We start from the raw sequence: 24,777 nt of genomic DNA, 5'->3' as shown, positions 1-24,777 counted from the left end.
ATGAAAATGAGCGGCCCATTCCATCTCTTGCCGTTGCTCTGTGTGATCCTGTTTACAGGTTTTGCACGGCCGGCTTCAAAAACATCAGTAACCGGAAGCTGGATGTACACGAAAGGTACCGAAACCTGGGTGTTGATGGCGGCGGATCAATATTGTATGGTTACGCATTATGACGCTACCGGGAAAACGTTTTTCAAAACCTTTGGTGGATTTCAGCACGTAGAAAAAGGAATTTTACAATTGAACTACCGGTTCCATTCCGGAGATAAAAGCAAAACCGGCAGCATCGGTGCGTTTACATGGAATGTAAAAAATGGCTATGTTGAAAGTAACCTATCCGGCGAAACGGGCAAATGGGTTCCTGCCGGAAAAGCCAATGGTGAAATGACGGGTGTTTGGCGGATCACCAAGCGTAAGGAGGGCGACCAGCTCCGGGAAATTCAACTGGCGCCGAGGCGCACCCTGAAATTTCTTACCGATGACCGGTTCCAATGGGCTGCTATCAATATAGAAACCGGGGAGTTTTCCGGTACGGGTGGCGGAACATATACCTTCAGGAACGGGATCTATACCGAGCAGATAGCGTTTTTTTCGCGAGACAGCTCCCGGGTTGGAATGGCCCTGCAATTTAAAGATCACCTGGAAGAGGGGCATTGGATTCATACGGGATTGAGTTCCAAGGGAGACCCCATCTATGAGGTATGGTCCAAAACCAGGCCGGAGGAAAGATAGCTGAAATAGATGAATAGCGACAAAAAACACCTACCTTTGTGACAAAAGTCGTAATATGAAAAAGCCAGTAAAAAAATATCCAATCATCGAAGATCCGCCGCTTTCACTGGTATCCGATTTTGAAGCGGTATACCAGGTTCGTCCAAAAGCTATAAAAAAAGAACCGAAAGAGCCCGCCATCAAAGATTTTACCTATGCGCATTTTAAAAGGATCGCAGATAAAGGTCCGTTTAGCCTGAATGAATGGGCCGATCTTCTTTATATCAGTGAGCGATCGCTGCACCGGTATGCAAAAGAGGGCAGCGGTTTTAATGGCTTGCAAATAGAACGGATCCTGTTGTTATCAACCCTTATTGAAGCCGGAAATGATTTTTTTGGCAAAGAGGGATTTCGGTTATGGCTGCAAAGCCGGCCATTCTCTTTAAACGGGTCGCTGGTTAAAGAACATTTAACCACACATGATGGCATTCAAAGCATCATCGATCTGCTTCATCGTCTGGAACAAGGAATTTCTGCCTGATGTTTGTTTATCGACTGGTGCATGCACCTTATAAAGAAGACATCTCCGGTTATGGAGCCTTTTTATATGGAGGGCGCTGGAACTCCAAAGGGGTTTATGCGCTTTATACTTCTGAGCATATTTCATTGGCCGCATTGGAGATTGTGGTAAACTATGACCGGACAATGTATAAAATGCTGCCCGATTACTACCTGCTCACGCTTGAGGTGCCGGAAAGCCCGCTGGTGCAAATACATCCGGATGTATTAAAAAATAAATGGGTTGAGGATTTTGAGTATACCCGTTTTATGGGCGACCAGTTCCTTGTTCAAAAAGCGCACCTCACATTAAGAATGCCTTCAGCAGTGATCCAGGAAGAATTTAATCTCCTGTTAAACCCCCTGCATCCCGATTTTAAAAAAATAAAAATTATTGATTCCCGGTCTTACGGACTGGACAACCGGTTATTTGGGTAGAGAAACCCTTCTGCTTGCTTGAGTGGGGGAAAACTATGCCGGCTGTTAAGGACGGGTTCCTGGTTTAATGCTCAACCTTTCAGGTGGAGTGCCATTTTTGCGCTTGATGGTAATGCCTGTTTTCAAATCTTCGTCTAAAGATTCGATCGCCAATCTGACGGCTGAAATCGGATCGCTGATTTTAAAAAGCAGCGGGCTTCAGGTTTAAACCGGCGCGCTCATCCAGGCCAAACAGCAGGTTCATGTTTTGTACCGCTTGCCCGCTTGCGCCCTTTAACAGGTTGTCTGCCGCTGAATGCACCACCAGTTTGGAACCTACTTTTTCCAGCTGGATCACAGCTTTGTTGGTATTTACGATCTGCTTCAGGAAGATGGGTGTGCGGCTCACCACGGTAAAGGGATGACCGTTATAAAAATTTTCAAATAAAACGTAGAGCTCTTCCAGGGACAGATCGGTGGTAATCGTGGAACTGATAAAGATGCCTCTTGTAAAATCGCCTCTCCAGGGTACAAAGCTTAGGTCGATCTCTGTGCCTGGCTGCAGCTGATCCAGCGATTCGCCGATTTCGCCCAGGTGCTGATGCGTTAATGTTTTATAAGCCTGTATATTATTGGCCCTCCAGCTGAAATGCGAAGTGGCGGCCAGCTTCTGACCGGCGCCGGTGGAGCCGGTAATACCGGTTGTGTAGATCTCTTTAAGAACACCGGTATGGGCCAATGGTAATAATCCCAACTGGATGGTAGTGGCAAAACAGCCCGGATTGGCAATGTTCTGTGCTTTTTGAATCGCTTCCCGGTTCAGCTCGGGAAGACCGTAAACAAACGTACGGTTCAGTTCCGGCTGGTTGCTGTCTTTTCTTAACCTGAAATCATTGGCCAGGTCGATAATTTTAACGGATGCATCGATGGGCGTCTCTTTTAAAAATTTCGTGGATTCTCCGTGGCCTAAACAAAGAAACAGTACATCAATATCCTGTGAAATAGCATCTGTAAAGCGCAGATCTGTGTCGCCTATCAGGTCTGCATGTACCTCTGTTACCGGCTTTCCGGCATTACTCCGGCTGTGAATAAATGTTATGGTTACAAAAGGGTGATGGATCAATAAACGAATTAATTCACCACCGGTATATCCTGCGCCACCAATTATTCCAGCTTTTATATTCATGCCTGTCTGTTTTGTTGTTTGATTTTCAGCGTTACAAATTTAAGCGATCCTGTTCGGTTAACGGATGTGAACAAACAAGAAATTCCAGCGATTCCCTTTCCTGGTTGAAAATCCGGTGTTGCTGACCCGGCAGGATCTCTATTCCCTGCCCGGAGCCTACTACAAAAAAAGTTTGATCAATTTCAAAAGAACCGGTCCCTTTCAGGATGTAAAAAAACTGTATTGCCTTATGGTGCAGATGTAACTGTTCTCCGGTTCCTGGTGGTATCCGTTCTTTTTTTATTGAAAAATGGTCATTGCTGCTCAACACAAACGCCTCGCACCCGGCACCCCATTGGTATGATGATACCGGTATATTGCTGCTGACCACTTTATTTTTCTTCCTGGGCACCTTCTTTTATCAAATGATAGATCGATGTTTGGTTGCCAAAGATCCGGGTAAAGCCTTTTACATCTTCTCCTGTAAAACTTCTGTTTGCTTCGCCATAGCTGCCGAATGCATTGTTCATAAGGTCGTACGGACTTTCGATGCCCAATACCTGGTAGCGATAGGGGTGCAGTTGAAGAAATACATCTCCGGTTACATTGCGCTGGCTGCTTTGCAAATAAGCCTCAATATCTCGCATTACCGGGTCCAGGATCTGTCCTTCATGTAACCAGGTTCCGTAAAACTGGGAGATCTGGTCTTTCCACTGCAACTGCCATTTGCTTAAAACATGTTTCTCCAGGGCATGGTGTGCCTTCAGGATCAGGATGGGCGCTGCGGCTTCAAAACCAACACGGCCTTTGATGCCGATAATGGTATCACCCACGTGAATATCACGGCCGATGCCGTAAGGGCCTGCAATCTGCTGCAGGTGCTGTATGGCTTCTGTTGGGTGGGCGAATTCCTGATCGTTGATCCGTTTCAGCTCACCTTCCTCAAACGAAAGCTTTACCTGCTCGGTGCCGGTTTGGGTTACCTGCGTGGGCCAGGCCTCATCGGGCAGGTAGCCGTTGGAGGTCAGTGTTTCCTTGCCGCCAACGCTGGTGCCCCAGAGGCCTTTATTGATGGAATACACCGATTTTTCAAAGTTCATTTCTACACCTTTGCTTTTCAGGTATTCTACTTCAGCAGCCCGGCTGAGGTTCATATCCCGGATGGGTGTAATGATCTCTATTTCCGGAGCCATGATATGAAACACCATATCGAACCGTACCTGGTCATTTCCCGCGCCGGTGCTGCCATGCGCAATGGCGTCAGCATTCAGCTCCCGGGCATAGCTGGCAATATGCAGGGCCTGGCTCAGGCGCTCCGCAGATACGCTCAGCGGATATGTATTGTTCTTCAGCACATTTCCGTATATGAGGTACCGGATGATGGATTCGTAATAATTTTTAACGGCGTCCACTGTTTTGTGCGATTTTACACCCAGCTTTTTGGCGTGCTCTTCTATCTTTTTCAATTCATCCTCGCTAAAACCGCCGGTATTTACAATGATGCTGTGTACCTCGTATCCTTTTTCTTCAGTAAGGTATTTTACGCAGAATGATGTGTCTAAACCACCACTAAAACCCAGTACAACTTTTTTAGCCATCTTTAACAGTAATTATTAATGAAACAAATTAAAAAATGATTTTATGGTTCCGGACCCGGTTCCGGTTTTGCCTTTTTTACGGAAGGCTTTTAAGAATTTCCATTGTTTAAACCGTTGCAGCCGCTCCAGGCCTGTTTTGTTTTCTTCAAAAAACGCTTTGGTTTCCTCCGGCTCATAGTGGTCTTTGGGATCGTAGAGCATAGCCGTGCACATACAGTTCTTCCGGTCCTTGCCCATAAGGATCTCGTAATTGACACAGCTTTTGCAGCCTGCCCAGAACTGTTCGTCTTGCGTGAGTTCCGAATAGGTAACGGGCTCATATCCCAGCTCGCTGTTGATTTTCATTACGGCAAGCCCGGTGGTTAACCCGAATATTTTGGCCTCAGGGAATAATTTCCGGCTGAGTTTAAAAATGGTTTGCTTGATCTTTTTGGCAACGCCGCTTTTACGGAAATGGGGCGCGACGATCAGGCCGGAATTGGCCACATATTCTCCATGACTCCAGGTTTCGATATAGCAAAAACCTACCCAGTCACCGGTTTCTGTAAGCGCGATAACGGCTTTACCTTCGTCGATCTTTTTTTCAATGTACTCCGGACTTCTTTTTGCAATGCCGGTACCACGGGCTTTTGCCGATGATTCCATTTCGTCCGTAATGATCGTTGAATATTTTTTATCAGCAGCTTCAGCTACTCTTACGATAATTTCCTGATTGAGATTGTCCACGATGTGTAGTTAAAATGAATTTGCGGGAGACCAGTCCTGATAAGCTTTTTTCGGAGAGATTTCACTGACAGGGCCCAGGTCAGGGGGTTGTCCTGTCAGCAATCAGGACAGCGCATCGGTCGTGGAAAACATACGGCCACATCAAATCCCACGGCGTAGATCCCCGTGGTGATATTTGCATGAAATGCAACGTGTTTTGTATGTTTTAAAAAGTTATTCATTTAAAAACAAATTGTACTTTCGAAGTACAAAAATAATGCAATATTGAATATTGCACATTAAATTTTTTATTTAAACCATTTTTTATGGAAACCTTACCAATTGAGAACCAAAAGAAAGCAAACAAACGTTCGGGTTGTCGCCGGTATTTTCTGATGGGCATCCTGGTGTTTATCATTCTGGGTGGCGGATATATATACTGGAATTATTATAATGTATTTGGTGATGGTGTAAAATCGGGTATCCTGAAAAATGTGGTGCGTAAAGGACAGGTATTTAAAACGTTTGAAGGGGAGCTGATCCAGGCTGGTATCAAGGGCGCTTTGGGTGGTGGCGCACAATCGAATAATTTTGTTTTTTCCATCGAGAATAAACGTATTTACGATACACTGGCTATACACAGCGGCAAGCGCTTCGATCTGCATTATAAAGAATACCGGGGTGTATTGCCCTGGAGAGGTAACACCGTGTATATTGTAGACAGTATCATTTCCATGACGGATGGCGGCGTATCACCTTTTTAGTAAAAAAATAGCAGGCCGTTTGTGCAGGTCAATGGTTTCTTTCTGCCACTGCTGAATGGTTTTTGTTTTAATGAATTCTTCTCCGGCAGTGATATCCGCTGCAATACACAACTTCGTTTGCGGCTGGCATTGTTTCAAAAGTGTTTCCAGTAATTGGTTGTTGCGGTAGGGTGTTTCAATAAAGATCTGGGTGCTGTTTTTGCGCTGCGATTCGTTTTCCAGTTCTTTAATGGCTTTGATCCGCTGACCATTGTCGATGGGCAGGTAACCGATAAAGCTAAACTGCTGCCCGTTTAACCCGCTGGCCATGAGCGACAGCAAAATGGAGCTGGGCCCCACCAGGGGAATTACCTGCGCTCCGGCTTCCTGTGCCGCCGCAACCAGGAGCTGCCCCGGATCTGCTACCCCCGGGCATCCGGCCTCACTAATGATGCCGATGGACTTCCCTTCTTTTAGTTTTTGCCGGAATTGCTGGAGCAGGCTTGCCTCGTCTTTCTGGATGCCAAACCATTCGAAATGGTCGATGACGATCTCTTTTTTTAACTGTTTTAAATAGCGCCGCGCGGTGCGCTCGTTTTCTACAAAAAGCACGGCGCATTTTTCAATGGCCTCCAGCAGGTAGGCGGGCAATACCTCCAGGTTACTTTCGTGCAGGTAGGTAGGAATAAGGTAGATCGTGGCTGTCATACAGCAATGTTACAATAATGATTGCAATAAACTGCTATGCGAAACTTCAAGTTTCGCATAGCAGTTTATTTAGATGATCGGACGTACCATCTCCTCCAGTTGCAATACTTCGATCTGGGGTTCACCGATCAATCCGCTTGCATCGCGCTGCTGCTGAAATGCAAGGAAGGAGGGCACCGCCAGTACACCCTTCTGAATCACTTCATCCTTATAATGGGATATATGGGTGAAGGTATTGCCATCTGCTGATGTATATACTGCATATTGAAAGCCTTCCAGTTGTTTGAAATCATTCATGAACCGGCGGATATTTTCAAGGTTTTGCTTTACGAATGAAGGCTTAATGGTATAGGTTACTTTAACGGTTATCATGGTAATTATTTTATTTGTTTTTTAATACGGTCGCTGATATTGAAATAGAAAGGAAGAATGATGTAATAGACCAGCGGAACTGCGATAACGGTAAGAATGAGGGTTTTTACCGGTAAAGGAAAGGGCTCGATATGCCCACCCAATACAAATAACAATAAAGTGATCAGGGGATATATTGCCAGCCAGATCAGGAAGGGCATCAGGTGTTTGTTTTCTTGTTGATTGTTTGCCATAATGTATGTTTGATATTATAACAATCAGAAGGTCGGGAATTGGACAGGGGCGGCCGGTTTTTTGAAAATCAGCTATGCGAGGCTTCAAGTTCAAGTTTCGCATAGCAGCATAAAAACAAGGACGCCTCCTTTTTTGAGGCGTCCCTGTTTAAGAAAAACGGTGCTATTTGTGTTACACAATACCCTGCGAAAGCATGGCTTCCGCCACTTTCACAAATCCTCCGATATTGGCGCCTTTTTCGTAATTGATATGGCCATCCTTTTCATGCCCGTGCTTCATACAGATGTGATGGATGTCGCTCATGATATCCTTTAGTTTATTGTCTACCTTGGTTCGTCCCCATGAGTAGCGCTGGGAGTTTTGCGACATTTCAAGACCGGAAACCGCCACGCCTCCTGCATTTGCGGCCTTACCCGGGGCATACAATACTTTTGCCTGATGGAAAGCGGCCACCGCTTCCGGGGTGCAAGGCATATTGGCTCCTTCTGCTACACAGGTACAACCGTTTTGGATTAGGATTTCTGCATCTGCTATATCCAGTTCGTTTTGGGTGGCATTGGGAAGCGCAATATCACATTTAATTCTCCAGGGTTTTTCACCGGGGAAAAATTCGCAGGAGTAACGTTGTGCATATTCCTTGATACGCCCGCGCTGGTTATCTTTCAGATCCTTGATATATTCCAGCTTCTCCTGGTCGATGCCCACCGGGTCGTAAATAAACCCTTCGGAATCGGACATGGTTAATACCTTGGCACCTTTTTCAATACATTTTTCTGCGGCAAACTGTGCCACGTTGCCCGATCCGGAGATGAGTACTCTTTTGCCCAACAGGGTGTCTTCCTGTACTTTCAGCATTTCTTCTACAAAATAAATCAGGCCATAGCCGGTGGCTTCGGGCCGTATCAGGCTGCCGCCCCATTCAAATGCCTTTCCGGTAAGTACCCCGTTAAACGTGCCGGTGATCCGTTTGTACTGGCCAAACAGGTAGCCGATCTCGCGTTTGCCCACTCCGATATCACCGGCAGGGATATCAATATCATCCCCCACATGCCGGTACAGCTCGGTCATAAAACTCTGGCAGAATTTCATGATCTCGTTATCTGATTTTCCTTTGGGATCAAAATCCGATCCGCCTTTTCCTCCACCCATCGGCAGGCCGGTAAGGCTGTTTTTAAATACCTGTTCAAATGCCAGGAATTTCAGCACACTGAGCGTTACCGTGGGGTGAAACCGTAAACCGCCTTTGTACGGTCCGATGGAACTATTCATCTGAACCCTGAATCCGCGGTTTACCTGCACTTCGCCGTTATCATCAAGCCAGGGAACCCTGAAAATGACCACGCGCTCCGGTTCCACCATCCGTTCCAGGATCTTGCTGTTTTTATACTTTGACTGGGTTTCGATATAAGGGATGATTGATTCTGCAACTTCGGTAACTGCCTGTAAGAATTCCGGTTCTCCGGCATTTCTTGCACTTACCTTTTCAAGAAAAGGCCTGATTGATTCATTCATATTTTAAAAATAACTAAGATGGATTAGTGCGGAAAAATACAAAAATATTTTTTTAACAGGTATTAGTTTTTTTGAAATATATGCAGAGAATATTGCGAAAGATTAGCGGTTATTCAGTTTTTAAGTATTTTCCTGCAGTTTTATTATGTACGGGGTGATGGGTAAAGTAGCGAGGAAACCGGCTTTCTGCGGGGAAATGTGAGCAAACCGTTTTACAGGGCTTTATTTTTTCCGGCGGTGCAGTTAGTACTGTGCTTTTCCGCCAAAAGCAAGATCTCCGGCATCGCCCAGTCCGGGTACGATATAGCCTTTTGCGGTGATCTCATCGTCGATATCACCACACCAGAGTTTCAGTGACGGTTCTTCGCGCAGGACATATTCAATGCCTTCCGTACAGGCAATTGCGGCCGCTACATGAATCAATTTTGGACGCCCTATTTCCCGCAGGTATTGAACGGTTTTTACCAGGGAGGCGCCGGTGGCCAGCATGGGGTCGGAAACAATGACGATGCGGTTTTCCAGTTCGGGGCTGCTCAGGTATTCGACGTTAATGGTAAAACTGCCGTCTTTATGATGTTTCCGGTAAGCCGATACGAACGCGTTGTCGGCCTTGTCAAAATAGTTCAGCAATCCCTGGTGCAGGGGAAGCCCGGCCCGCAGAATGGTCGCCAGCACCGGTTGCTCCGCCAATACCCTGGAATTGGAGATACCCAGCGAAGTTTGGGTTTCCACGGTCTTATAAGGCAGCTCCCGGCTGATTTCATAGGCAATCACTTCGCCGATCCGCTCCAGGTTCCTGCGAAACCGCATACGATCCTGTTGTATTTCAGTATCTCTGAGTTCGCTTACCCAATTGCTTACCAGGCTGTGTTGCTCGCTTAAATTAATGACCATGTTGAACTGTTTATAATTGCTGCTTCCGGAAGAATAAAAATAAGATAATATTTGAGAATAAAGTGATCCGCTTTCAGCAATCAGTGATCAGCTTTTAAGCTTCAGCTATCAGTTGGCGACGCCTGGTTTGGCGATTTTGTCTGTTGGTTTTTGATTTTTCGGTTTTGTTTTTAGCGTTCTTTTAGAATCTGGCGTTCAATATTTAGAATTTCAGTAATCAGCAATCTGTTAATTTTGGCGAATCTAAAATTTTATTATGATCTACAGGGCTATAGGAATTATGAGTGGCAGCTCGCTGGATGGACTGGATATTGCATTTGTGGAATTTCATGAAAACGGCGGCAGGTGGCAGTTTGAGATCCAGCAGGCCGATTGTTTGGCCTATACTCCGGAATGGAAATCCAAACTGGAATATGCGGTTTCATTGAATGCGCTGGAATATCAACTGCTGCATGCAGACTATGGCCATTACATCGGAGCCCGGGTAAACGAATTTATCGACCGGCATGATCTGCAGTACAAAGTAGCGGTGATCGGCTCTCATGGGCATACCACGTTTCACATGCCGGAACGCCGGATGACCGGGCAGATCGGAGACGGAGCGGCCATTGCGGCAGCAACGGGATTAACAGTGGTGTCGGATCTCCGCGCCCTGGATGTTGCCCTCGGTGGCCAGGGAGCACCGATTGTGCCGATAGGAGAACAGCTGCTGCTGGGGCAGTATCGTTATTTACTGAATATCGGAGGAATCGCCAACCTGTCGATAAAAGATACCCGCTACAAGGCCTTTGATATCTGCGCCGCTAACCGGGTACTGAACCTGCTGGCCGCGGAATTGGGGCATTCTTATGATGAAAATGGCGCCCTGGCAGCCAGCGGTACAGTAAACGAAGCATTGCTTGGTGCGTTGAATGCGTTGGATTATTATCAGATGCCTGCTCCCAAGTCGCTAGCCAACGATTTCGGAACGGATACTGTTTACCCGTTGATCAAACGCTACGAGGGCCGGGTGGAGGATCAGCTGCGCACGTATGTGGAACATGTTGCACAGCAGGTGTGCCGGGCACTGGAAGCAGACGATCATTATGGCCAGGAAGCACAGGAACTGCTGGTAACCGGGGGCGGGGCATTGAATGGCTTTTTGATCAGCCGTTTAAAGGAATTGCTTAACATAAGGGTAGTCGTTCCGGATGAACGGCTGGTGTTATATAAAGAAGCCCTGATTATGGCGTTGATTGCGGTATTGCGCTGGAGGGAGGAAACCAATGTGTTGAGCTCCGTAACCGGCGCTAGTCGAGATAGTGCCGGCGGAGCCATGTGGCTGGGAGCGGGCGCATAAGCGGGGAAGGTGATGCATCGCTAAATACGGCGACGATCCTTATCAATCCCTGAGCACCAACCCCGGAACACTTCTCCGTAGTGATTCCGTGTAATGTTCCGGCTCATTTAGAATTTAGTATTTAGAATTGGTATTTAGAATTCCTACGCTTTATCTTTGACAAATGGAAGTAAATGAGGCTTTAATTAATAAACTGGCACATCTTTCTAAACTCAGTTTTTCGCAGGAAGAACAGCTCGAATTCCGGGATGATCTTGAGAAAATGATCGGGTTTGTAGAAAAGCTAAACGAATTGGACCTGAAAGATGTAGCACCGCTGATGCATATGAGCGAAGAGATCAACGTGCTGAGGGACGACCAGGTAAAGGGATCTATTACCCGCGAAGAAGCGCTATTAAATGCTCCTGCAACAGACGGCGTCTTTTTTAAGGTGCCCAAAGTTATCCGCAAATAAGGTGAATCACTCCATTATCCATATCAGCAACCTGCGTAAGAGCTACTTTATGGGACAGCAGGAATTGCAGGTGCTGAAAGGCGTGTCGCTGAATATCAATAAAAATGAATATGTAGCGCTCATGGGCCCATCCGGTAGCGGAAAAAGCACGCTGATGAATATCCTGGGATGCCTCGATACGCCTACTTCCGGCAGCTATGTGCTCAATGAAAAGGATGTAAGCAAAATGGAGGATAATGCGCTGGCGGAAGTGCGGAACAAAGAAATCGGTTTTGTATTTCAGCAGTTTAATTTATTGCCCCGACTTACCGCGCTGGAAAATGTGGCGTTGCCGCTGATCTATGCCGGTATACGGAAGAACGAACGGAACGAAAAAGCCATGCAGGTGCTGGAACTGGTAAATCTTACAGACCGGTACCATCACAAACCCAATGAGCTGAGCGGCGGACAATGCCAGCGTGTAGCCATTGCACGTGCACTGGTAAATGATCCCTCGTTGATCCTGGCGGATGAACCCACCGGGAACCTGGACACGAAAACTTCTTATGAGATCATGGATATCTTTAACCGGATCCACCACGATGGAAATACGGTTGTATTGGTAACCCACGAAGAGGATATTGCCAATCATGCTCACCGGATCGTGCGGCTCCGCGACGGAGTGATTGAGAGCGATCTGGCGGTGAAGAATCCCGCTTCCAGAACCCTGAATTAAATTTCCGGGTATTCAATGTTCCTCCTGGTTTCTTTTAGATTTAAATCTGATGTTTATATCTCGTTTCTCAACTCTGAAATATCAAACCTCAAATCCACACAATGACTTTTCGCATTTATACAAAAACAGGGGATCAGGGAAAAACCGCACTGATAGGGGGCACAAAAGTTTCAAAAGCGCATTTACGGATTGAGGCATATGGGAATGTAGACGAACTCAATTCCTGGATCGGGTTGTGCAGGGATGTTCAAACGGAGGTGGCTATAACCGGCCGCCTGCAGGAAATACAGGGCCGCCTTTTTACCATCGGAGCCTTGCTGGCGCAGGACCCTGCGAAGGATACCAAAATGGCGTTACCCGATCTGCATGAGGAAGACATCCAGGTACTTGAAAAGGAAATAGATACCATGACGGCCGCGTTACCGGAAATGAAGTCGTTTATTATACCGGGCGGTAGCGTGGCCATTTCTTACCTGCATATTGCCCGGTGCACCTGCCGGAGAGCAGAACGCTCATCTGTACGATTACAGGAAGAAGAGCCCGTAGATGCGTTGATCATTAAATACCTGAACCGCCTGAGCGACTACCTGTTTGTATTGGCGCGGTACACCGGATATCTTACCGGTATCGCCGATATTCCCTGGAGGCCGCGCAGTTCCTGATATTCCGCTCATCGGCCGTTTAACCGGCTTTCAACAATCCTTTAACATAAATTTAAAAAACCGGCCAGGGTGCAGCCTGCTGAGGCTGAATGCTTTCCCAACACCGTGTGTTATAACCGTTTTAGCAGATGTCGTCTATTGGTTGGCTAAACCCTGGTTGGTAGCTGAAAATACTTAACGATCAACAGCTTCTGAAGTAGTACAGCAGAACCATCGATTATAAGAATGCTTTTGAAAAACTCCTTGGCATAAATCTTGGTTTATGAAAGGCGCAGCAACTTTTAAACCGCAAAAAAAGATATATGAAAACAATCTCCAAAATAATGCTCGGTGTTATGGTAGTGGGCGTGTGTTTCCTGGGCGCCTGTTCACGTACACGGGATGCAATTGGGACAGACACTATTGAAAACATGGTAACGATCGGTAACTGGAAAAGTGTGATTACCGCAGCGGGTACTGACCTGGTTCCTGCCGGCGGCCGGGCTGAATTCTCCAAGCAGGACCACTTGATTCATTACTACAACGTAAGCGGCGACCAGATCCGGACGGATCAGTTTGCATTTAGCAACGGAACCAAAAGGATGACCTGGAATAATGTGGAGTATGAAATACAGGAGAACTTTGTGTCATCCTCTAAAACATTAACACTACTGGATCCTGCTTCAAAAAAGATGGTAGTGGCGTTTTACAGGGACCGTCAATAACCGTACACAGCCCGGAATTTCAGAACGGCCCAGGGAGCCGTTTTTTTTATACGATCAAACCGTCCTTCATATGCAGGGCACGGTCACTCAGCTGGGCAAGCTCTTCGTTATGGGTAACGATCAAAAAGGTTTGCTGAAACCGTTCCCGCAGATCAAAGAACAGGCGGTGCAGCTCCCGGGCATTTGAGGTGTCCAGATTGCCGGTGGGTTCATCTGCAAAGATGATCCCTGGACGGTTAATGAGTGCGCGCGCAACTGCTACACGCTGCTGCTCGCCACCACTGAGCTCATTGGGCTTGTTTTCCAGTCGGTGGTCTACACCCAGTATGGTCAGCAATTCTTTTGCATTTTCTGCCACTTCTTTTTTACGGCCTCCACTCAACCAGGCGGGAATGCAAACATTTTCCAGCGCAGAAAATTCCGGCAGCAAATGATGGAACTGGAACACAAAGCCGATGTTCTTATTGCGAAAAGCAGCCAGCTGTTTTCCACTGAGGGCACTTATGGGCGTTTGATTCATTACAACAGAACCTGTGTCTGGTTTATCCAGTGTGCCCAATATATGCAACAGCGTGCTTTTTCCGCTGCCCGAGGGGCCAACAATGGATACCACTTCTCCCTTGGCAATTTCAATATCTACGCCCTTCAGAACCTGAACCGTGCCATAGGCCTTGTGTATATTTTTCCCGGAAATCATTGTATGGATATATGACTGTAAATATAGGAATTGTCAACAGCTTGCCCAACAACGTTAGCGGAATGCATACCGTAGTCCGGCGCTGGCTTCAACACGGGACAGGCTTTCCCGGTTTTTATCATCCAGCTTTATTGTTTGCCCCTGCCGGCTCACAGAGGAAAGACTGCCACCGTACAGACTTGTATTGATACCCAGGAACAGGTTGCCGAACAATCTTGCATCCACACCCAGCTCCAGTAATGCGGCGATAGATCCTCCTTTTAAAGTGCCGTATTCCCGGTCGATCCATCCCTTATCCCGGTAGTTCATATAACCGAAAGAAACACCGGACACCAGCGCGATTCTCTCGCTATTACCGCTGATGCGGGTTTGAAACAGCGGACCCAGATATTGTATGTCGATATTGCTGATCACCGACGGACTTACCCGGTAGCTGGATCCGGCGGTTGAAAAGTATGAATATTTTAATCCGAACCCGATGTTATCCCGGAAATAATAGGTAGCGTCTGTATTAAACGAAGCCCCCCGGGAAATTTCCCGAAAATACGGGTCCGTACCTGGCTTTTTACCAAGGCGAAGCGCATAGCCTCCGGAAGCAGCTATCCGGAACCGGGCAAACAGGTACTGATCTGTTTGTGCATGAAGTACAAAAACGGCGATTGTCATCAGGAAGGCAGCAGTGATTTTTTTCAGCATTTTGGATATTGTTTAGCTTTGATCGGGGTTAAAAAAGCAGCAGTTTTCAAAGTTTTGGAAATAAAAATAAGTATTTTTTAAATTACCGAATACAGTTACTTTTGCAAAAAATTGAGAATACCCTGAACCTTGTTTCAGGTATCCTGTTAATAATAAAAAATCGAATATAGTATGTTTTGGACACTTGAGTTAGCCTCTTATTTAGAAGATGCCCCTTGGCCAGCCACCAAAGACGAACTGATTGATTTCGCTATCAGGAGTGGAGCGCCCATCGAAGTGGTTGAAAATTTACAGGAACTGGAAGATGAAGGCGATGTATATGAAACCATCGAAGACATCTGGCCTGATTATCCCACCCAGGAAGATTTCCTGTTCAACGAAGACGAATACTAATATCCCCCGGGAAGTTAAAATGCTGAAGCTGCTCTGCACAGGGCGGCTTTTTTTATTGCCTCCGCAAAAGAATCTTTTTATATAAAACTACATCTGTGGATGGATGTGCTGATCTGCGGCAAAAAATAAGGCTGCATCAAAAACGGCTGTGGTTAGCCTGAATTATTTCAGTATTTAAGGTTCTCCTGTTTATCAAAAGATGCTGCATCAAGTTCAGAATAACAACATGTTTTAACCGACTTTTAATGCAGCCGCATCCTGGTTATGGTATTAAGAATGTTAACTGCAATTACCGTCCGGCGTGCAGGATGGTCCTTCGGTTATTTCCAGTAAGGGAGCCGGGTGCTCTGTACGCCATTCTGCAAAGGCTTTGTCAAGTGTTTGTGTGAACGCTTCCGTTGGCTGAGCTCCGGAAACGGCATATTTCCGGTTAAATACAAAGAAGGGAACTCCTCTAACGCCGATCTGCTGTGCCTCATAAATATCGCGGTTCACCTTGCCGGTATAGGCTTCATTGGTAAGCGCATCATGCACTTCTGCTTCCGTAAGCCCGATCTCTTTTCCCAGCCGGGTAAGAGTGGCGCCGTCGGCAATATCAAGGCCTTCGGTAAAATAGGCTTTAAAGAACCGCTCTTCAGCTGCATCGCCCAGCCCTTTTGTTTTGGCCATCTGTATAACACGATGGGCATTGAAAGAATTGACGGTGATCACTTTTTCAAAGTGATAGTCCAGTCCGGCCAGTTTGGCCGATTGGGTTACATGATCCAGCATGGATGCCACCTGCTCTTTGGGCAGTCCCTTACGCTCGACGAGGTATTGCTCATGATCCAATTCTTCCTTTTCGGGCAGCGTGGGATCCAGCTGGAAGCTTTTCCAGGTGATCTCCACCTGTTGATTGTCTGCGAATTTTTCAAGTGCTGCTTCAAAATGCCGTTTGCCGATATAACAGAAAGGACACATGACATCGCTCCAGATCTCTACCTGCATTTTATTTGTATTCATGATTTTTATCTTTTTTACATTAACATATTTCCTGCGATAAGGTTCCTGCAATTTTTGTGCTTGAATGCTGGAGCTGCCGTGGTTGCTGTCATTCGGCGTAAAACGCATTCTTATTGCAGAAGATCCCGCTCCGGGATTGCCGATATGGCAGGTTCAACGGCAGCAGAGAACCGTTCTCTCCGTTTTAAGAACGCATTGCGGAGCTGTTGGCAGGGGCGTTCTATTAAGTAACGAAACAGCAGCCCCGCCAGAATGCAATTTGTTGCGGCAAGAAGCAATGTAAGGTTGCTATCGGTGGCCCAGCCGGCTTTCTCCAGCAATACCTGTGTTATATGAATGACGCCTTTGTGCGACAGATAAATAGCAAAAGACAGGCTGGCCAGCTGCTCGGTTATAAATAGTCGCTTTTTAAAAAGAAAAGACGAGGGTGCTGCGGCCGCCGCTACCCAACACGTAAAACCCATGGCCACAAGGAGGAAGCCCCAGATGGTTGCCGTAAAAGAATAGGGCGACCGGCAAACAAAATAAGCCGCTGTTAAAAATGGAAGGCCGGAAAGGAAAAGTAAATTTCCGTTTAGCCGGATCCTGCTATTGATTCGGGGACGGTAATGCATGACCCATGCCAGCCCTATGCCCAGCAATAAGCTGTCCAGTCTTGTAGGTGTGGGATAATAAATATACTTGTACCACTGCAGCCAGAAATCGTCTTTGTTGATAAAGGGCGCCACCCAAATATTCCAGGAAAGCAAACGGAAAACGACCGTCAGCGCCAGCAGCAGGCAGAACAGGAGCTTAAACCCAAACCCTGCAGCACTTTTGTGTTTGTGTACCAGCAATAGAATGAACGGAAGCGTGAGGTAAAACTGTTCTTCAATACAAAGGGACCAGGCATGGGAGAATGTACCGCGGTGTATGACATCCAGTCCAAAATTGTGGGTAAAGGTCAAAAATTTCCACAACGGTCCCAGGGCCTCCCTTTCTCTAAAAAACGGCACGCAGAAATAAAGCGCTACTACAATGAGATATGGCGGAATGATCCGGAAGAAGCGTTTTATGAAGAAAGCGCCAACGTCGATATTTCCGGTTTTTTTTAACTGCCCAAACAGTTGACCGGAAATCAGGAACCCGCTCAGCACAAAGAACAGATCAACTCCTGTCCAGCCAACCTCAGCGACCCCATTCATCCAGGCCGGGTGGTTAAAGCCCAGGTAATGAAATAAAAATACCAGTAAGATGGCCAATGCCCTTAAATGATCAAGACCATATAGTTTTTCTGAGGCGGTTGTTGCCATTCCTGTCTTATCGCGCATGAAGCCTTCTGTCCTTATAGTGAATTGCCTGGTAAAAATGTTTTCTTTCCATCCCTTCCCAACGGTGATAGGAACTAAAATTATGAAAAATGATTGCAGGATGTACCATGCCGGCCGGAATATTTCCCAGATCCGGATTTGCTGCGATTATTCATTTAATCCGTTCTGTATAGCTAAAAAGCCGATTTTTGCTGAATTAAAACAGCCAGTATTGCGTCTATTGAGAAGCATAATATTTTTCCTTTTTCTTCTTTGTATGGCAGGTCGGTTGAGCGCACAGGAGGAGACCATATCCCGTGCCTTATCGAACCTGCGAACAAAGCAGGTACCCGTGCTGGCAGATAAGGTATTGCTCGATAGCGTGAGTATTGTTCCCGGCAGTTTACGTATAGATGGGATAGACAGCAATACATACCGGGTCGATTTTGTGAACGCCCAGCTGCACTGGATACTCAAACCGGCAGCAAGCAGTATCACCGTACATTACCGGGTATTTGCTGTAAAGCTGAACCCGGTCGTTCAACGGATGAACTTTGACAGTCTGGTCATGAATTCTGCGGCGCCGATTGCTCCGCCCGAAACCGGCACCCGGGGGCGCAGCCAGCTGTTTAATTTTGGGAACATCAACGCGCAAGGGAGTTTTGGCCGGCAAATGGGTTTTGGAAATAACCAGAGCCTGGTTTTGAACTCGAACCTGAATGTACAGTTGAGCGGAATGCTGGCGGACAGTATTGAACTGCAGGCTGCCATTACTGATAATAATGTACCCATTCAGCCGGATGGCAACACCCAGCAGTTAAATGAATTTGATGAAGTATATATCCGCTTCAAAAAAAAGCAATGGCAGCTCAATATCGGGGATATGGACCTCCGGGAAAACCGGAGTTATTTTCTCAATTTTTATAAACGCCTGCAGGGCTTGTCTTTCCAAACAACCAATGGGCTTTCCAAAAAAACAAGTTCTAATACGTTGATCAGTGGTTCCATCGCCAAGGGAAAATTTACACGTAACGTATTCCAGGGGTTGGAGGGCAACCAGGGGCCGTATAAATTACAGGGCGCCAACAATGAGCTGTTCTTTATTGTACTGGCGAATACCGAGCGCGTTTTTATTGACGGCGAATTACTGCAACGGGGCGAAGACCAGGATTATGTGATCAACTACAACACGGCCGAGGTGAGTTTTACACCGCGTCGTATGATTACAAAAGACAGTCGTATTCAGATCGAGTTTGAATATGCCGACAGGAATTTTCTGAACACCAACCTGTACGGAATGCAGGAGCTGGACTTTAATCATAAAGTAAAAGTTCGCGTTGGATTTTTTAATAACAGTGATGCAAAGAACTCTTCTATTAACCAGGTGCTGGATAACCGGCAAAAACAGTTCCTTTCGCAGATCGGCGACAGCATTCAGAATGCGTTGTATCCATCTGCGGTACTGGATACCTTTGCGGCTGGCAAGATCCTGTATGCAAGAAGCTATGTGCTGCAGGGAACAGAGGTGGTCGACTCATTTTACCGGTATTCGATCAACCGCGATTCTGCTCAGTATAACGTGTCCTTTATGGACGTAGGCTTTGGTAAGGGCGATTATGTGCCGGACAATACCAACGCCAATGGAAAGGTATTCCGGTATGTGCCGCCGGAAAATGGGCAAAGGCAAGGCAATTATGCGCCGGTGATTGCGCTGATAACACCCAAAAAGCAACAGGTGCTAACGCTGGGGGTAGATTATGCCCTTACGCCGGGAACATTGCTAAAGACGGAGGTAGCGGCCAGCAGTTATGATGTAAATACTTTTTCAAGGCTGAATGGTGGTGATGATAAGGGGTTTGCAGCCAAAGTAAACCTGTCCAATACGACCAATATCCGGGAAAAGAACAAATTGCAACTGGTGTCTTCGCTCGACTATGAAATGGTGCAGGCCCGGTTTCAACCGGTTGAACGTTTACGCAGCGTAGAGTTTACCAGGGACTGGGGATTGCCATTGGTAACGGCCCGGGTTGATGAGCACATTATCCGCGCGGCCACAGGATTGCAGAGTGGGAGCGGTAACCGGCTGCAGTACCAGTTTACGAACTATAACCGCAGCGACCGTTACAACGGTTTTCAGCATGCGTTGACACAATTTACACAATGGCGTAACTGGACCTTTAATAATGATGTAACCCTTACGCAGTACAGCGGGATGCTTGATAAGGGAAACTTTTTACGCCCTATACTGGACATCAGTAAAAAAATACCGGCATTGGATAACTGGAGTATTGGTGCCCGTTATACGCTAGAGCATAATGAGAGCCGGAATAAAGTAACGGATACTCTAAACGCTACTGCATTTTCGTTTGATACGTATACATTCTTTATAAAATCGGATGAAGCCAAACAAAATCATTATGGCATCAGCTTTTTTACAAGAGAAGATAAATACCCGGTGTACAGGGATTTTGTAAAAGGCGACCGGAGTTATAACCTGAATTTTAAAGCAGAGCTGCTGGCAAACCAACACCGGCAATTATATTTCAACACAACACTGCGGAAGTTAAGCGTACTCAATGCGGCGGTTAGCCGGCAGCAGGAGGAAAATACACTGCTTTCGAGAATCGAATACAATATGAATGAATTTAAGGGCTTTCTTACAGGTAATATCCTGTATGAAGCGGGTTCGGGTCAGGAGCAAAAAAGAGAATATGCTTACCTGGAAGTTCCGGCGGGTACGGGACAGTATACCTGGATTGACCTGAACCAGGACAGTATACAGCAACTGAATGAATTTGAGCTGGCCGCTTTCCCTGACCAGGCCCGGTTTATACGGATCAATACCCCTACCAACGAGTATATAAAGGCCAATTATAATACGTTTAACTACAGCCTGGGACTGAATCCGAAGCTCTTATGGAAAGACAAAACCGCCAGCCGGTTTCAGCTATTCCTGGCGCGGTTTAACTGGACCAGCACGTTGCAGATTTCCCGAAAGGCACAGGCTACGGGGCTTGTAACGCTCAATCCGTTCCGCTATGCGTTAAACGATACCAGCCTCATTGCGATGAGTTCGGTGCTGGTCAACACCCTTTCCTTTAACCGCTTTAGCTCAGTGTGGGGCATTGATATCAGCAACCTTCAGAATACGGGAAAAACACTGTTGACCTATGGCTATGAAAGCCGCAAAACCAAGGAATGGTCGTTGAAGTACCGGCAATTTTTCGGCAGCAGTCTTACGCTGAATCTTGAAGGACGGAATGGGATGCAGGCACTTTATTCGGATAACGCGCAATTTGATAACCGCAATTATGAAATTACCAAAAACAGTGCAGAGCCCTCCCTGTCGTTTATCAGCGGAACCACCTTCCGGCTGATGGCCGGTTATAAATATGAAGTGCGGAAGAACAAGCCGGTATATGGCGGAGAAAAAGCCATATCCAATGCCCTTACGGCCGAAACAAAATACAATATCCTTCAAAGTGCTGCGCTCACGGCACGCTTTACGCTGGACTATCTGAAGTATACAGCAGCGGGAACCAATACCACCACGGTAAGCTATATCATGCTGGATGGATTATTACCGGGAAAAAACTACCTGTGGAATATTATGCTTACCAAACGGCTGATGAGCAACCTGGAATTGAATTTTCAATATGATGGCCGTAAACCGGGAACAACCAAAACCGTACATACCGGTAAGGCCTCCTTAACCGCCATTTTTTAACGAACTTAAATACTGGTTCGCGGAGCAGTTGCATCCGGATCTGTAGAAACGGCTGAAGTTCCTGCAGGTGCGCCGGACTTGCTTGTAATTGCACCCGGAACCGTTCGGGGGGTCAGCAGGAAGAACAGATCGGTAATGCAAGATCCCAGCCAGTATAAATAGATACCCAGGTGAAAACGTTCTCCAAGCCAGCGGTGCGAAAGTGAATTCCGGAAATCGGCGTAGCTGATATAAAGACCGCCCAGGAATACGAAAAGAAAGCCGGTAAGGAAAATCAGGCGCTTGCTGCCGTTGAATTTTTTATCGATCGAATATAACAAAAGGGCTACAAGCGCCAGTAACAGGAAGCATACGAGTGCCGCCTGCCACCATATTTTAAAAAAACGATAGTTCCTGTAAAACGTATTTACGCCCACACGCCCCACCAGTGAAATACCGGATGTTAAAATGCCCGATAACAACGCAGTGAGCAGGAAACACGCAGAAAGTATATAATAATTTCTTTTCATCAGTGTTGGACGTTTTTAATGCACAGGCGTTTCCTGTACCAGTTTCCGGAGTAGCACGATCTGCCCCAGGTGGTAATATACATGCTCGATCATTGCATCAATATTCCGCTGATAACTGCCGTATTTTTCGTTTGTAAATGCCGACTCCAGTTGTTCTTCGGACATCTGCTGTACATGTGCTGCAAATGCTTCAGCATCGGTCCATAGTTTGTTCAGTAATTGCTCCCAGTTTGCCTGCGAACCGATCGGAGGAGCGTCGAAGCTATAGCGGTCATGGATGTCCAGCGAGCCGCCTTCAAATACCTTTAATATACCCGCAATGTAATAGTTGATATGAAAAGCAAGCGCCGCAATGGTATTCAGCGATCCGATCTTTTTGGTTGCCTGCTGCCAGGTTACACCGGATAGTGCAGCCCTGAGATTAGTGGCGGCCACCCAGTCGCCATCGAGGTGTACTTCTCTGAATCGTTTTGCCAGCTGCGTAGCCTGAGCCATCATTGTTTCGTTTTAGAATAAACCACTGATATGTTTTGAAACCGGCACAACTGTGGTTTAGCCGGGTTTCAGCATACAAAGATACTTCATGGCGCTTATTCAAAAACGGGCGTAACCGTATACCCGTTTTGTTTTAAAAGCTGGATCAATCCGCTTTTACCACCAAGGTGCCCGGCGCCAACAGCAAACAGTGTGGATGCCTTTTTCATTTTTCCCGGCAGGAGCTGCATCCAGTTATAATTCCGCTCTTTGAGCAAGCGGGTTTGTTGTACGGTGCTCATAAATGCGGGGTCATTCATCAGGCCGGTTAGTCGTGGCAGATCTTCCGTTTTATAAACCTGTACCAGGTCTTTGATAAAATGAGGGGCCTCTTTCATGCCTTTCAGGGTGTTCAGCAGCTCATCAATCGTATTCATCGAACGGATCATCTGTATCTGGAAGTCAACCGATTCCAGGTGATCAATCTGCAGCGAATCTGTCTCTGCCAAATTGAGGAGCTCCTTTTCCATCATTTTCACTGCTGAGGGATCGGCGCAATTAAAGGTTTTCAGGGTCAGTACCGAAGTAATTCCAAAGGGCGACATATAATTCAACGCTTCCGGCGTTAACTGGTATTCTTTCAGCAAGCTGTCCAGCAGCTGGCGTTGTACCCGCGGGGTCTTTTCCAGTATGCGCGGCACGGGTTTCATCAGGTCCATTAATTGATCTGCGCCATCCATGGCTGCGATATCCGCCTCAAAAGTTACCGTGCGTACTTTTTTAAGCACGGTTTTCAATTTCGGCGGAACTTCAAAATCTTCTCCGCAAACCAGGTGCATGGTACCCAGGAGATAGGAGGGCGCCTGTAATTGATTGCCGCTGATCTTCCAAAGGAGTGACCGGGATTCCTGTGCAGATAAGACCATCCCCGAAAGGAGACCCGCCAGCAACAACAGGAAAAACAGGCCGCTGATCCGGAAATGCTTGTACTTATTGAAATGTAGCCGCTTCATATTTAAAGTTAGAGCATTGTATACACATTAAAAAGTGGCCGTCTGAGGCCACTTTTTCCCTTACATTTTATATGTTTTATTATTTAGAAGAAACAACTTCATATACGGTTCTTCCGTCAACCGTAACCTCTTTATAGTAAGTGCCTGCGGGTGAGCGGAACTGGGTTTTGCCACCAACCGTTACCCGGGTTGAATTTTTGGGCAGCTGGTCAAACTGGTCGCCCACCTGGGGACGGGTATCATAAACACCGCTGTTAGTGTCCGTGTCGTCACTGTTTTGCTGCACCGCGTTGCTGCTTCGTTCATCATTGCGATCTTCATCCGTGGCGGCACGTTCGTCATTATAGCGCTGCGTTCTTGCTTCTTCTGTATCCAGGGTTCCATTTCGCCCTACCACGATATAGACCCGTTCGCCGTCCTCATCTACATCGGGGCGGTAATACGTTCCGTTGTATTCATAATACGTATCCCCGTCAATTTTTCGCATCCGGGCCCCGTTGGGCAGGCGTGCAGCAGTGGCTCCAAGCGGAGGCGCTACCACTTCATAACCTCCTTTATCGCGCTCCATAAAATAGGTATCATTCCGGTAATAATAGGGAATGCCACCATAATACACCCTGCGCGCACCCTGGGGTAACGCATAAATAGTGGCGCCAATGGGCGGAAAAGCAATCCCAACCGAAACCCCTACGTTGGGTCCGTAGCCATACCGGTAATAAGGCGCCGGCCAGCCAAAGACCCCACCGATACCAATGGAAACTCTCGGTGCCCGGTAATAGGAGTGGCTCCTGTATACGCGGTGCGGCGGACGCCGGTACTGCGCAAAACTTTCTACTGCCAGAAAAAGGCTGGCGCCCAGCAGGAACATGCCCAGTTTTATGACATTTTTACTCATTGTTTTTTTATTATATTTATTGGACGATAAAAAGCAGTAAAATGGTGGCAACAAGCTCCCTGGTTCTGTAAAAAAAATGCTAAAAAATAAACCCGCTTAAAAAAGATGCAATCCAAGGCAAAAACAGTCGCAGATTATCTAAGCGAAATACCGGCAGAGCGGCTGCCCTCAATGGAAAAACTGCGGACCGTAATCCGGAAACATTTACCCGAAGGCTATGAGGAAACAATGGCATATGGTATGATTGGTTATGTGGTGCCGCACCGCCTTTACCCGGCCGGTTATCATTGTGCTCCGGAACAGCCGCTCCCGTTTTTGAGCATGGCTTCCCAAAAGAACGGAATTGTGCTTTACCATATGGGACTATATGCGGATGCCGGCCTGATGGACTGGTTTTTAAATGAATGGAAGAAAGTTGCCCCAAAAAAGCCCGATATGGGAAAAAGTTGCATCCGGTTCAGCAAACCGGAACTGATTCCTTTTGAGTTGATCGGTCAACTCCTGGAACGGATTTCGGTGGCCGACTGGATCGCGTTGTATGAACAACGGTTTGTTAAAAAATAAAAGCCGCAGGTCTTTTTTCAAAAGGCC

Annotated in this window: 29 protein-coding genes; 12 read left to right on the top strand and 17 right to left on the bottom strand. The window is 46.8% G+C overall.

Going from position 1 to position 24,777, the window contains the following annotated elements; all coding sequences use genetic code 11:
- From LQ567_RS10410 to LQ567_RS10400, 3 genes are read left to right on the top strand one after another with little or no spacing between them, the layout of a single operon-like run.
- Entirely contained in the window at positions 1-732 is a 732-nt protein-coding gene (locus LQ567_RS10410; protein WP_231004442.1) for a hypothetical protein, read from the top strand.
- Between the two features lie 55 nt (positions 733-787).
- Entirely contained in the window at positions 788-1,252 is a 465-nt protein-coding gene (locus tag LQ567_RS10405) for an antitoxin Xre-like helix-turn-helix domain-containing protein (protein ID WP_231004441.1), read from the top strand.
- Complete coding sequence (locus LQ567_RS10400) at positions 1,252-1,707, top strand: RES family NAD+ phosphorylase (protein WP_231004440.1); 456 nt, start codon at positions 1,252-1,254, stop codon at positions 1,705-1,707. Before LQ567_RS10405 ends, LQ567_RS10400 begins: the two co-directional genes overlap by 1 nt.
- 181 nt (positions 1,708-1,888) lie before the next feature.
- Here the strand turns inward: LQ567_RS10400 and argC are convergent, their stop codons facing one another.
- The 4 genes from argC to LQ567_RS10380 are packed head-to-tail and all read right to left on the bottom strand — an operon-like array spanning position 1,889 to position 5,175.
- Positions 1,889-2,872, bottom strand: coding sequence for an N-acetyl-gamma-glutamyl-phosphate reductase (gene argC / locus LQ567_RS10395; protein ID WP_231004439.1), 984 nt, complete (start codon positions 2,870-2,872; stop codon positions 1,889-1,891).
- A gap of 31 nt (positions 2,873-2,903) precedes the next feature.
- Entirely contained in the window at positions 2,904-3,263 is a 360-nt protein-coding gene (locus LQ567_RS10390; RefSeq protein WP_231004438.1) for a cupin domain-containing protein, read from the bottom strand.
- The gene (gene argG, locus LQ567_RS10385) at positions 3,244-4,449 is read right to left on the bottom strand and encodes an argininosuccinate synthase (RefSeq protein WP_231004437.1); all 1,206 of its coding nucleotides are present in this window, start codon (positions 4,447-4,449) and stop codon (positions 3,244-3,246) included. The genes LQ567_RS10390 and argG overlap by 20 nt, the downstream gene beginning before the upstream one ends.
- 15 nt (positions 4,450-4,464) lie before the next feature.
- The gene (locus LQ567_RS10380; protein ID WP_231004436.1) at positions 4,465-5,175 is read right to left on the bottom strand and encodes a GNAT family N-acetyltransferase; all 711 of its coding nucleotides are present in this window, start codon (positions 5,173-5,175) and stop codon (positions 4,465-4,467) included.
- A gap of 305 nt (positions 5,176-5,480) precedes the next feature.
- On the opposite strand from LQ567_RS10380, the gene LQ567_RS10375 reads away from it, so the two are divergent.
- The gene (locus LQ567_RS10375) at positions 5,481-5,918 is read left to right on the top strand and encodes a hypothetical protein (RefSeq protein ID WP_231004435.1); all 438 of its coding nucleotides are present in this window, start codon (positions 5,481-5,483) and stop codon (positions 5,916-5,918) included.
- Here LQ567_RS10375 and LQ567_RS10370 read toward each other — a convergent pair.
- The 5 genes from LQ567_RS10370 to upp form a co-directional block, all read right to left on the bottom strand.
- Positions 5,907-6,605 (bottom strand): SAM-dependent methyltransferase, encoded by a 699-nt coding sequence (locus LQ567_RS10370; RefSeq protein ID WP_231004434.1) that lies wholly within the window; start codon positions 6,603-6,605, stop codon positions 5,907-5,909. The genes LQ567_RS10375 and LQ567_RS10370 overlap by 12 nt on opposite strands.
- Positions 6,606-6,674: 69 nt before the next feature.
- The gene (locus LQ567_RS10365; RefSeq protein ID WP_231004433.1) at positions 6,675-6,977 is read right to left on the bottom strand and encodes a hypothetical protein; all 303 of its coding nucleotides are present in this window, start codon (positions 6,975-6,977) and stop codon (positions 6,675-6,677) included.
- 5 nt (positions 6,978-6,982) lie between these two features.
- Entirely contained in the window at positions 6,983-7,210 is a 228-nt protein-coding gene (locus LQ567_RS10360; RefSeq protein WP_231004432.1) for a hypothetical protein, read from the bottom strand.
- Between the two features lie 172 nt (positions 7,211-7,382).
- Entirely contained in the window at positions 7,383-8,723 is a 1,341-nt protein-coding gene (gene gdhA / locus LQ567_RS10355; protein WP_231004431.1) for an NADP-specific glutamate dehydrogenase, read from the bottom strand.
- 243 nt (positions 8,724-8,966) lie between these two features.
- A complete protein-coding gene (upp, locus tag LQ567_RS10350; protein ID WP_231004430.1) occupies positions 8,967-9,617 on the bottom strand; it encodes a uracil phosphoribosyltransferase in 651 nt (216 codons plus the stop codon).
- Positions 9,618-9,873: 256 nt separating this feature from the next.
- On the opposite strand from upp, the gene LQ567_RS10345 reads away from it, so the two are divergent.
- The 5 genes from LQ567_RS10345 to LQ567_RS10325 all read left to right on the top strand — a co-directional run bounded on the left by LQ567_RS10345 (position 9,874) and on the right by LQ567_RS10325 (position 13,491).
- Positions 9,874-10,956, top strand: coding sequence for an anhydro-N-acetylmuramic acid kinase (locus LQ567_RS10345; protein WP_231004429.1), 1,083 nt, complete (start codon positions 9,874-9,876; stop codon positions 10,954-10,956).
- A gap of 163 nt (positions 10,957-11,119) precedes the next feature.
- Positions 11,120-11,410 carry an Asp-tRNA(Asn)/Glu-tRNA(Gln) amidotransferase subunit GatC gene (gatC, locus tag LQ567_RS10340; RefSeq protein ID WP_231004428.1) on the top strand — a complete coding sequence of 97 codons (291 nt, stop codon included), beginning with the start codon at positions 11,120-11,122 and terminating at the stop codon, positions 11,408-11,410.
- 1 nt (position 11,411) lies between these two features.
- Complete coding sequence (locus LQ567_RS10335; protein WP_317206837.1) at positions 11,412-12,125, top strand: ABC transporter ATP-binding protein; 714 nt, start codon at positions 11,412-11,414, stop codon at positions 12,123-12,125.
- 101 nt (positions 12,126-12,226) lie between these two features.
- Positions 12,227-12,787, top strand: a complete 561-nt coding sequence (locus tag LQ567_RS10330; protein ID WP_231004427.1) for a cob(I)yrinic acid a,c-diamide adenosyltransferase — start codon at positions 12,227-12,229, stop codon at positions 12,785-12,787.
- Between the two features lie 302 nt (positions 12,788-13,089).
- Positions 13,090-13,491 carry a hypothetical protein gene (locus tag LQ567_RS10325; protein WP_231004426.1) on the top strand — a complete coding sequence of 134 codons (402 nt, stop codon included), beginning with the start codon at positions 13,090-13,092 and terminating at the stop codon, positions 13,489-13,491.
- 46 nt (positions 13,492-13,537) lie between these two features.
- Here the strand turns inward: LQ567_RS10325 and LQ567_RS10320 are convergent, their stop codons facing one another.
- Complete coding sequence (locus tag LQ567_RS10320) at positions 13,538-14,188, bottom strand: ABC transporter ATP-binding protein (RefSeq protein WP_231004425.1); 651 nt, start codon at positions 14,186-14,188, stop codon at positions 13,538-13,540.
- A 54-nt stretch (positions 14,189-14,242) separates the two neighbouring features.
- Complete coding sequence (locus LQ567_RS10315; protein ID WP_231004424.1) at positions 14,243-14,884, bottom strand: hypothetical protein; 642 nt, start codon at positions 14,882-14,884, stop codon at positions 14,243-14,245.
- Between the two features lie 171 nt (positions 14,885-15,055).
- Here LQ567_RS10315 and LQ567_RS10310 point away from each other — a divergent pair, with 171 nt between their 5' ends.
- Positions 15,056-15,277: a DUF2795 domain-containing protein gene (locus LQ567_RS10310; protein ID WP_018627833.1), complete on the top strand. Its 222-nt coding sequence runs from the start codon at positions 15,056-15,058 to the stop codon at positions 15,275-15,277.
- 279 nt (positions 15,278-15,556) lie between these two features.
- Here LQ567_RS10310 and LQ567_RS10305 read toward each other — a convergent pair whose 3' ends face one another.
- Both LQ567_RS10305 and LQ567_RS10300 read right to left on the bottom strand, forming a co-directional pair.
- Complete coding sequence (locus LQ567_RS10305; protein ID WP_231004423.1) at positions 15,557-16,279, bottom strand: DsbA family oxidoreductase; 723 nt, start codon at positions 16,277-16,279, stop codon at positions 15,557-15,559.
- A gap of 110 nt (positions 16,280-16,389) precedes the next feature.
- Entirely contained in the window at positions 16,390-17,589 is a 1,200-nt protein-coding gene (locus tag LQ567_RS10300) for an acyltransferase family protein (protein ID WP_231004422.1), read from the bottom strand.
- A 256-nt stretch (positions 17,590-17,845) separates the two neighbouring features.
- Between LQ567_RS10300 and LQ567_RS10295 the strand changes: the two genes are divergently transcribed.
- The gene (locus LQ567_RS10295) at positions 17,846-21,295 is read left to right on the top strand and encodes a hypothetical protein (protein WP_231004421.1); all 3,450 of its coding nucleotides are present in this window, start codon (positions 17,846-17,848) and stop codon (positions 21,293-21,295) included.
- Between the two features lie 5 nt (positions 21,296-21,300).
- Here the strand turns inward: LQ567_RS10295 and LQ567_RS10290 are convergent, their stop codons facing one another.
- The 4 genes from LQ567_RS10290 to LQ567_RS10275 all read right to left on the bottom strand — a co-directional run bounded on the left by LQ567_RS10290 (position 21,301) and on the right by LQ567_RS10275 (position 24,186).
- Positions 21,301-21,804 carry a cytochrome d ubiquinol oxidase subunit II gene (locus LQ567_RS10290; protein ID WP_231004420.1) on the bottom strand — a complete coding sequence of 168 codons (504 nt, stop codon included), beginning with the start codon at positions 21,802-21,804 and terminating at the stop codon, positions 21,301-21,303.
- Positions 21,805-21,819: 15 nt separating this feature from the next.
- Positions 21,820-22,302, bottom strand: a complete 483-nt coding sequence (locus tag LQ567_RS10285; RefSeq protein WP_231004419.1) for a DinB family protein — start codon at positions 22,300-22,302, stop codon at positions 21,820-21,822.
- A 92-nt stretch (positions 22,303-22,394) separates the two neighbouring features.
- The gene (locus tag LQ567_RS10280; RefSeq protein WP_231004418.1) at positions 22,395-23,291 is read right to left on the bottom strand and encodes a TraB/GumN family protein; all 897 of its coding nucleotides are present in this window, start codon (positions 23,289-23,291) and stop codon (positions 22,395-22,397) included.
- Between the two features lie 79 nt (positions 23,292-23,370).
- Complete coding sequence (locus LQ567_RS10275; protein ID WP_231004417.1) at positions 23,371-24,186, bottom strand: DUF6515 family protein; 816 nt, start codon at positions 24,184-24,186, stop codon at positions 23,371-23,373.
- Between the two features lie 105 nt (positions 24,187-24,291).
- On the opposite strand from LQ567_RS10275, the gene LQ567_RS10270 reads away from it, so the two are divergent.
- Positions 24,292-24,750: a DUF1801 domain-containing protein gene (locus LQ567_RS10270; protein WP_231004416.1), complete on the top strand. Its 459-nt coding sequence runs from the start codon at positions 24,292-24,294 to the stop codon at positions 24,748-24,750.
- The last annotated feature ends 27 nt before the right edge of the window (positions 24,751-24,777 follow it).

The sequence above is a fragment of the Niabella pedocola genome, assembly GCF_021044425.1.
Classification (GTDB): Bacteria; Bacteroidota; Bacteroidia; order Chitinophagales; family Chitinophagaceae; genus Niabella; species Niabella pedocola.
This window is presented reverse-complemented; position numbering and strand designations above follow the sequence as displayed.

Excerpts from the sequence above, each read along its gene's own strand:
- argC (WP_231004439.1), bottom strand. The coding sequence starts at position 2,872 with ATGAATATAAAAGCTGGAATAATTGGTGGCGCAGGATATACCGGTGGT.
- gatC (WP_231004428.1), top strand. The coding sequence starts at position 11,120 with ATGGAAGTAAATGAGGCTTTAATTAATAAACTGGCACATCTTTCTAAA.
- gdhA (WP_231004431.1), bottom strand. The coding sequence starts at position 8,723 with ATGAATGAATCAATCAGGCCTTTTCTTGAAAAGGTAAGTGCAAGAAAT.
- LQ567_RS10345 (WP_231004429.1), top strand. The coding sequence starts at position 9,874 with ATGATCTACAGGGCTATAGGAATTATGAGTGGCAGCTCGCTGGATGGA.
- argG (WP_231004437.1), bottom strand. The coding sequence starts at position 4,449 with ATGGCTAAAAAAGTTGTACTGGGTTTTAGTGGTGGTTTAGACACATCA.
- LQ567_RS10290 (WP_231004420.1), bottom strand. The coding sequence starts at position 21,804 with ATGAAAAGAAATTATTATATACTTTCTGCGTGTTTCCTGCTCACTGCG.
- LQ567_RS10310 (WP_018627833.1), top strand. The coding sequence starts at position 15,056 with ATGTTTTGGACACTTGAGTTAGCCTCTTATTTAGAAGATGCCCCTTGG.
- LQ567_RS10370 (WP_231004434.1), bottom strand. The coding sequence starts at position 6,605 with ATGACAGCCACGATCTACCTTATTCCTACCTACCTGCACGAAAGTAAC.
- LQ567_RS10330 (WP_231004427.1), top strand. The coding sequence starts at position 12,227 with ATGACTTTTCGCATTTATACAAAAACAGGGGATCAGGGAAAAACCGCA.
- LQ567_RS10325 (WP_231004426.1), top strand. The coding sequence starts at position 13,090 with ATGAAAACAATCTCCAAAATAATGCTCGGTGTTATGGTAGTGGGCGTG.
- LQ567_RS10305 (WP_231004423.1), bottom strand. The coding sequence starts at position 16,279 with ATGAATACAAATAAAATGCAGGTAGAGATCTGGAGCGATGTCATGTGT.
- LQ567_RS10320 (WP_231004425.1), bottom strand. The coding sequence starts at position 14,188 with ATGATTTCCGGGAAAAATATACACAAGGCCTATGGCACGGTTCAGGTT.
- LQ567_RS10270 (WP_231004416.1), top strand. The coding sequence starts at position 24,292 with ATGCAATCCAAGGCAAAAACAGTCGCAGATTATCTAAGCGAAATACCG.
- LQ567_RS10295 (WP_231004421.1), top strand. The coding sequence starts at position 17,846 with ATGGCAGGTCGGTTGAGCGCACAGGAGGAGACCATATCCCGTGCCTTA.
- LQ567_RS10400 (WP_231004440.1), top strand. The coding sequence starts at position 1,252 with ATGTTTGTTTATCGACTGGTGCATGCACCTTATAAAGAAGACATCTCC.
- upp (WP_231004430.1), bottom strand. The coding sequence starts at position 9,617 with ATGGTCATTAATTTAAGCGAGCAACACAGCCTGGTAAGCAATTGGGTA.
- LQ567_RS10375 (WP_231004435.1), top strand. The coding sequence starts at position 5,481 with ATGGAAACCTTACCAATTGAGAACCAAAAGAAAGCAAACAAACGTTCG.
- LQ567_RS10275 (WP_231004417.1), bottom strand. The coding sequence starts at position 24,186 with ATGAGTAAAAATGTCATAAAACTGGGCATGTTCCTGCTGGGCGCCAGC.
- LQ567_RS10285 (WP_231004419.1), bottom strand. The coding sequence starts at position 22,302 with ATGATGGCTCAGGCTACGCAGCTGGCAAAACGATTCAGAGAAGTACAC.
- LQ567_RS10300 (WP_231004422.1), bottom strand. The coding sequence starts at position 17,589 with ATGCGCGATAAGACAGGAATGGCAACAACCGCCTCAGAAAAACTATAT.
- LQ567_RS10360 (WP_231004432.1), bottom strand. The coding sequence starts at position 7,210 with ATGGCAAACAATCAACAAGAAAACAAACACCTGATGCCCTTCCTGATC.
- LQ567_RS10280 (WP_231004418.1), bottom strand. The coding sequence starts at position 23,291 with ATGAAGCGGCTACATTTCAATAAGTACAAGCATTTCCGGATCAGCGGC.
- LQ567_RS10405 (WP_231004441.1), top strand. The coding sequence starts at position 788 with ATGAAAAAGCCAGTAAAAAAATATCCAATCATCGAAGATCCGCCGCTT.
- LQ567_RS10410 (WP_231004442.1), top strand. The coding sequence starts at position 1 with ATGAAAATGAGCGGCCCATTCCATCTCTTGCCGTTGCTCTGTGTGATC.
- LQ567_RS10315 (WP_231004424.1), bottom strand. The coding sequence starts at position 14,884 with ATGCTGAAAAAAATCACTGCTGCCTTCCTGATGACAATCGCCGTTTTT.
- LQ567_RS10365 (WP_231004433.1), bottom strand. The coding sequence starts at position 6,977 with ATGATAACCGTTAAAGTAACCTATACCATTAAGCCTTCATTCGTAAAG.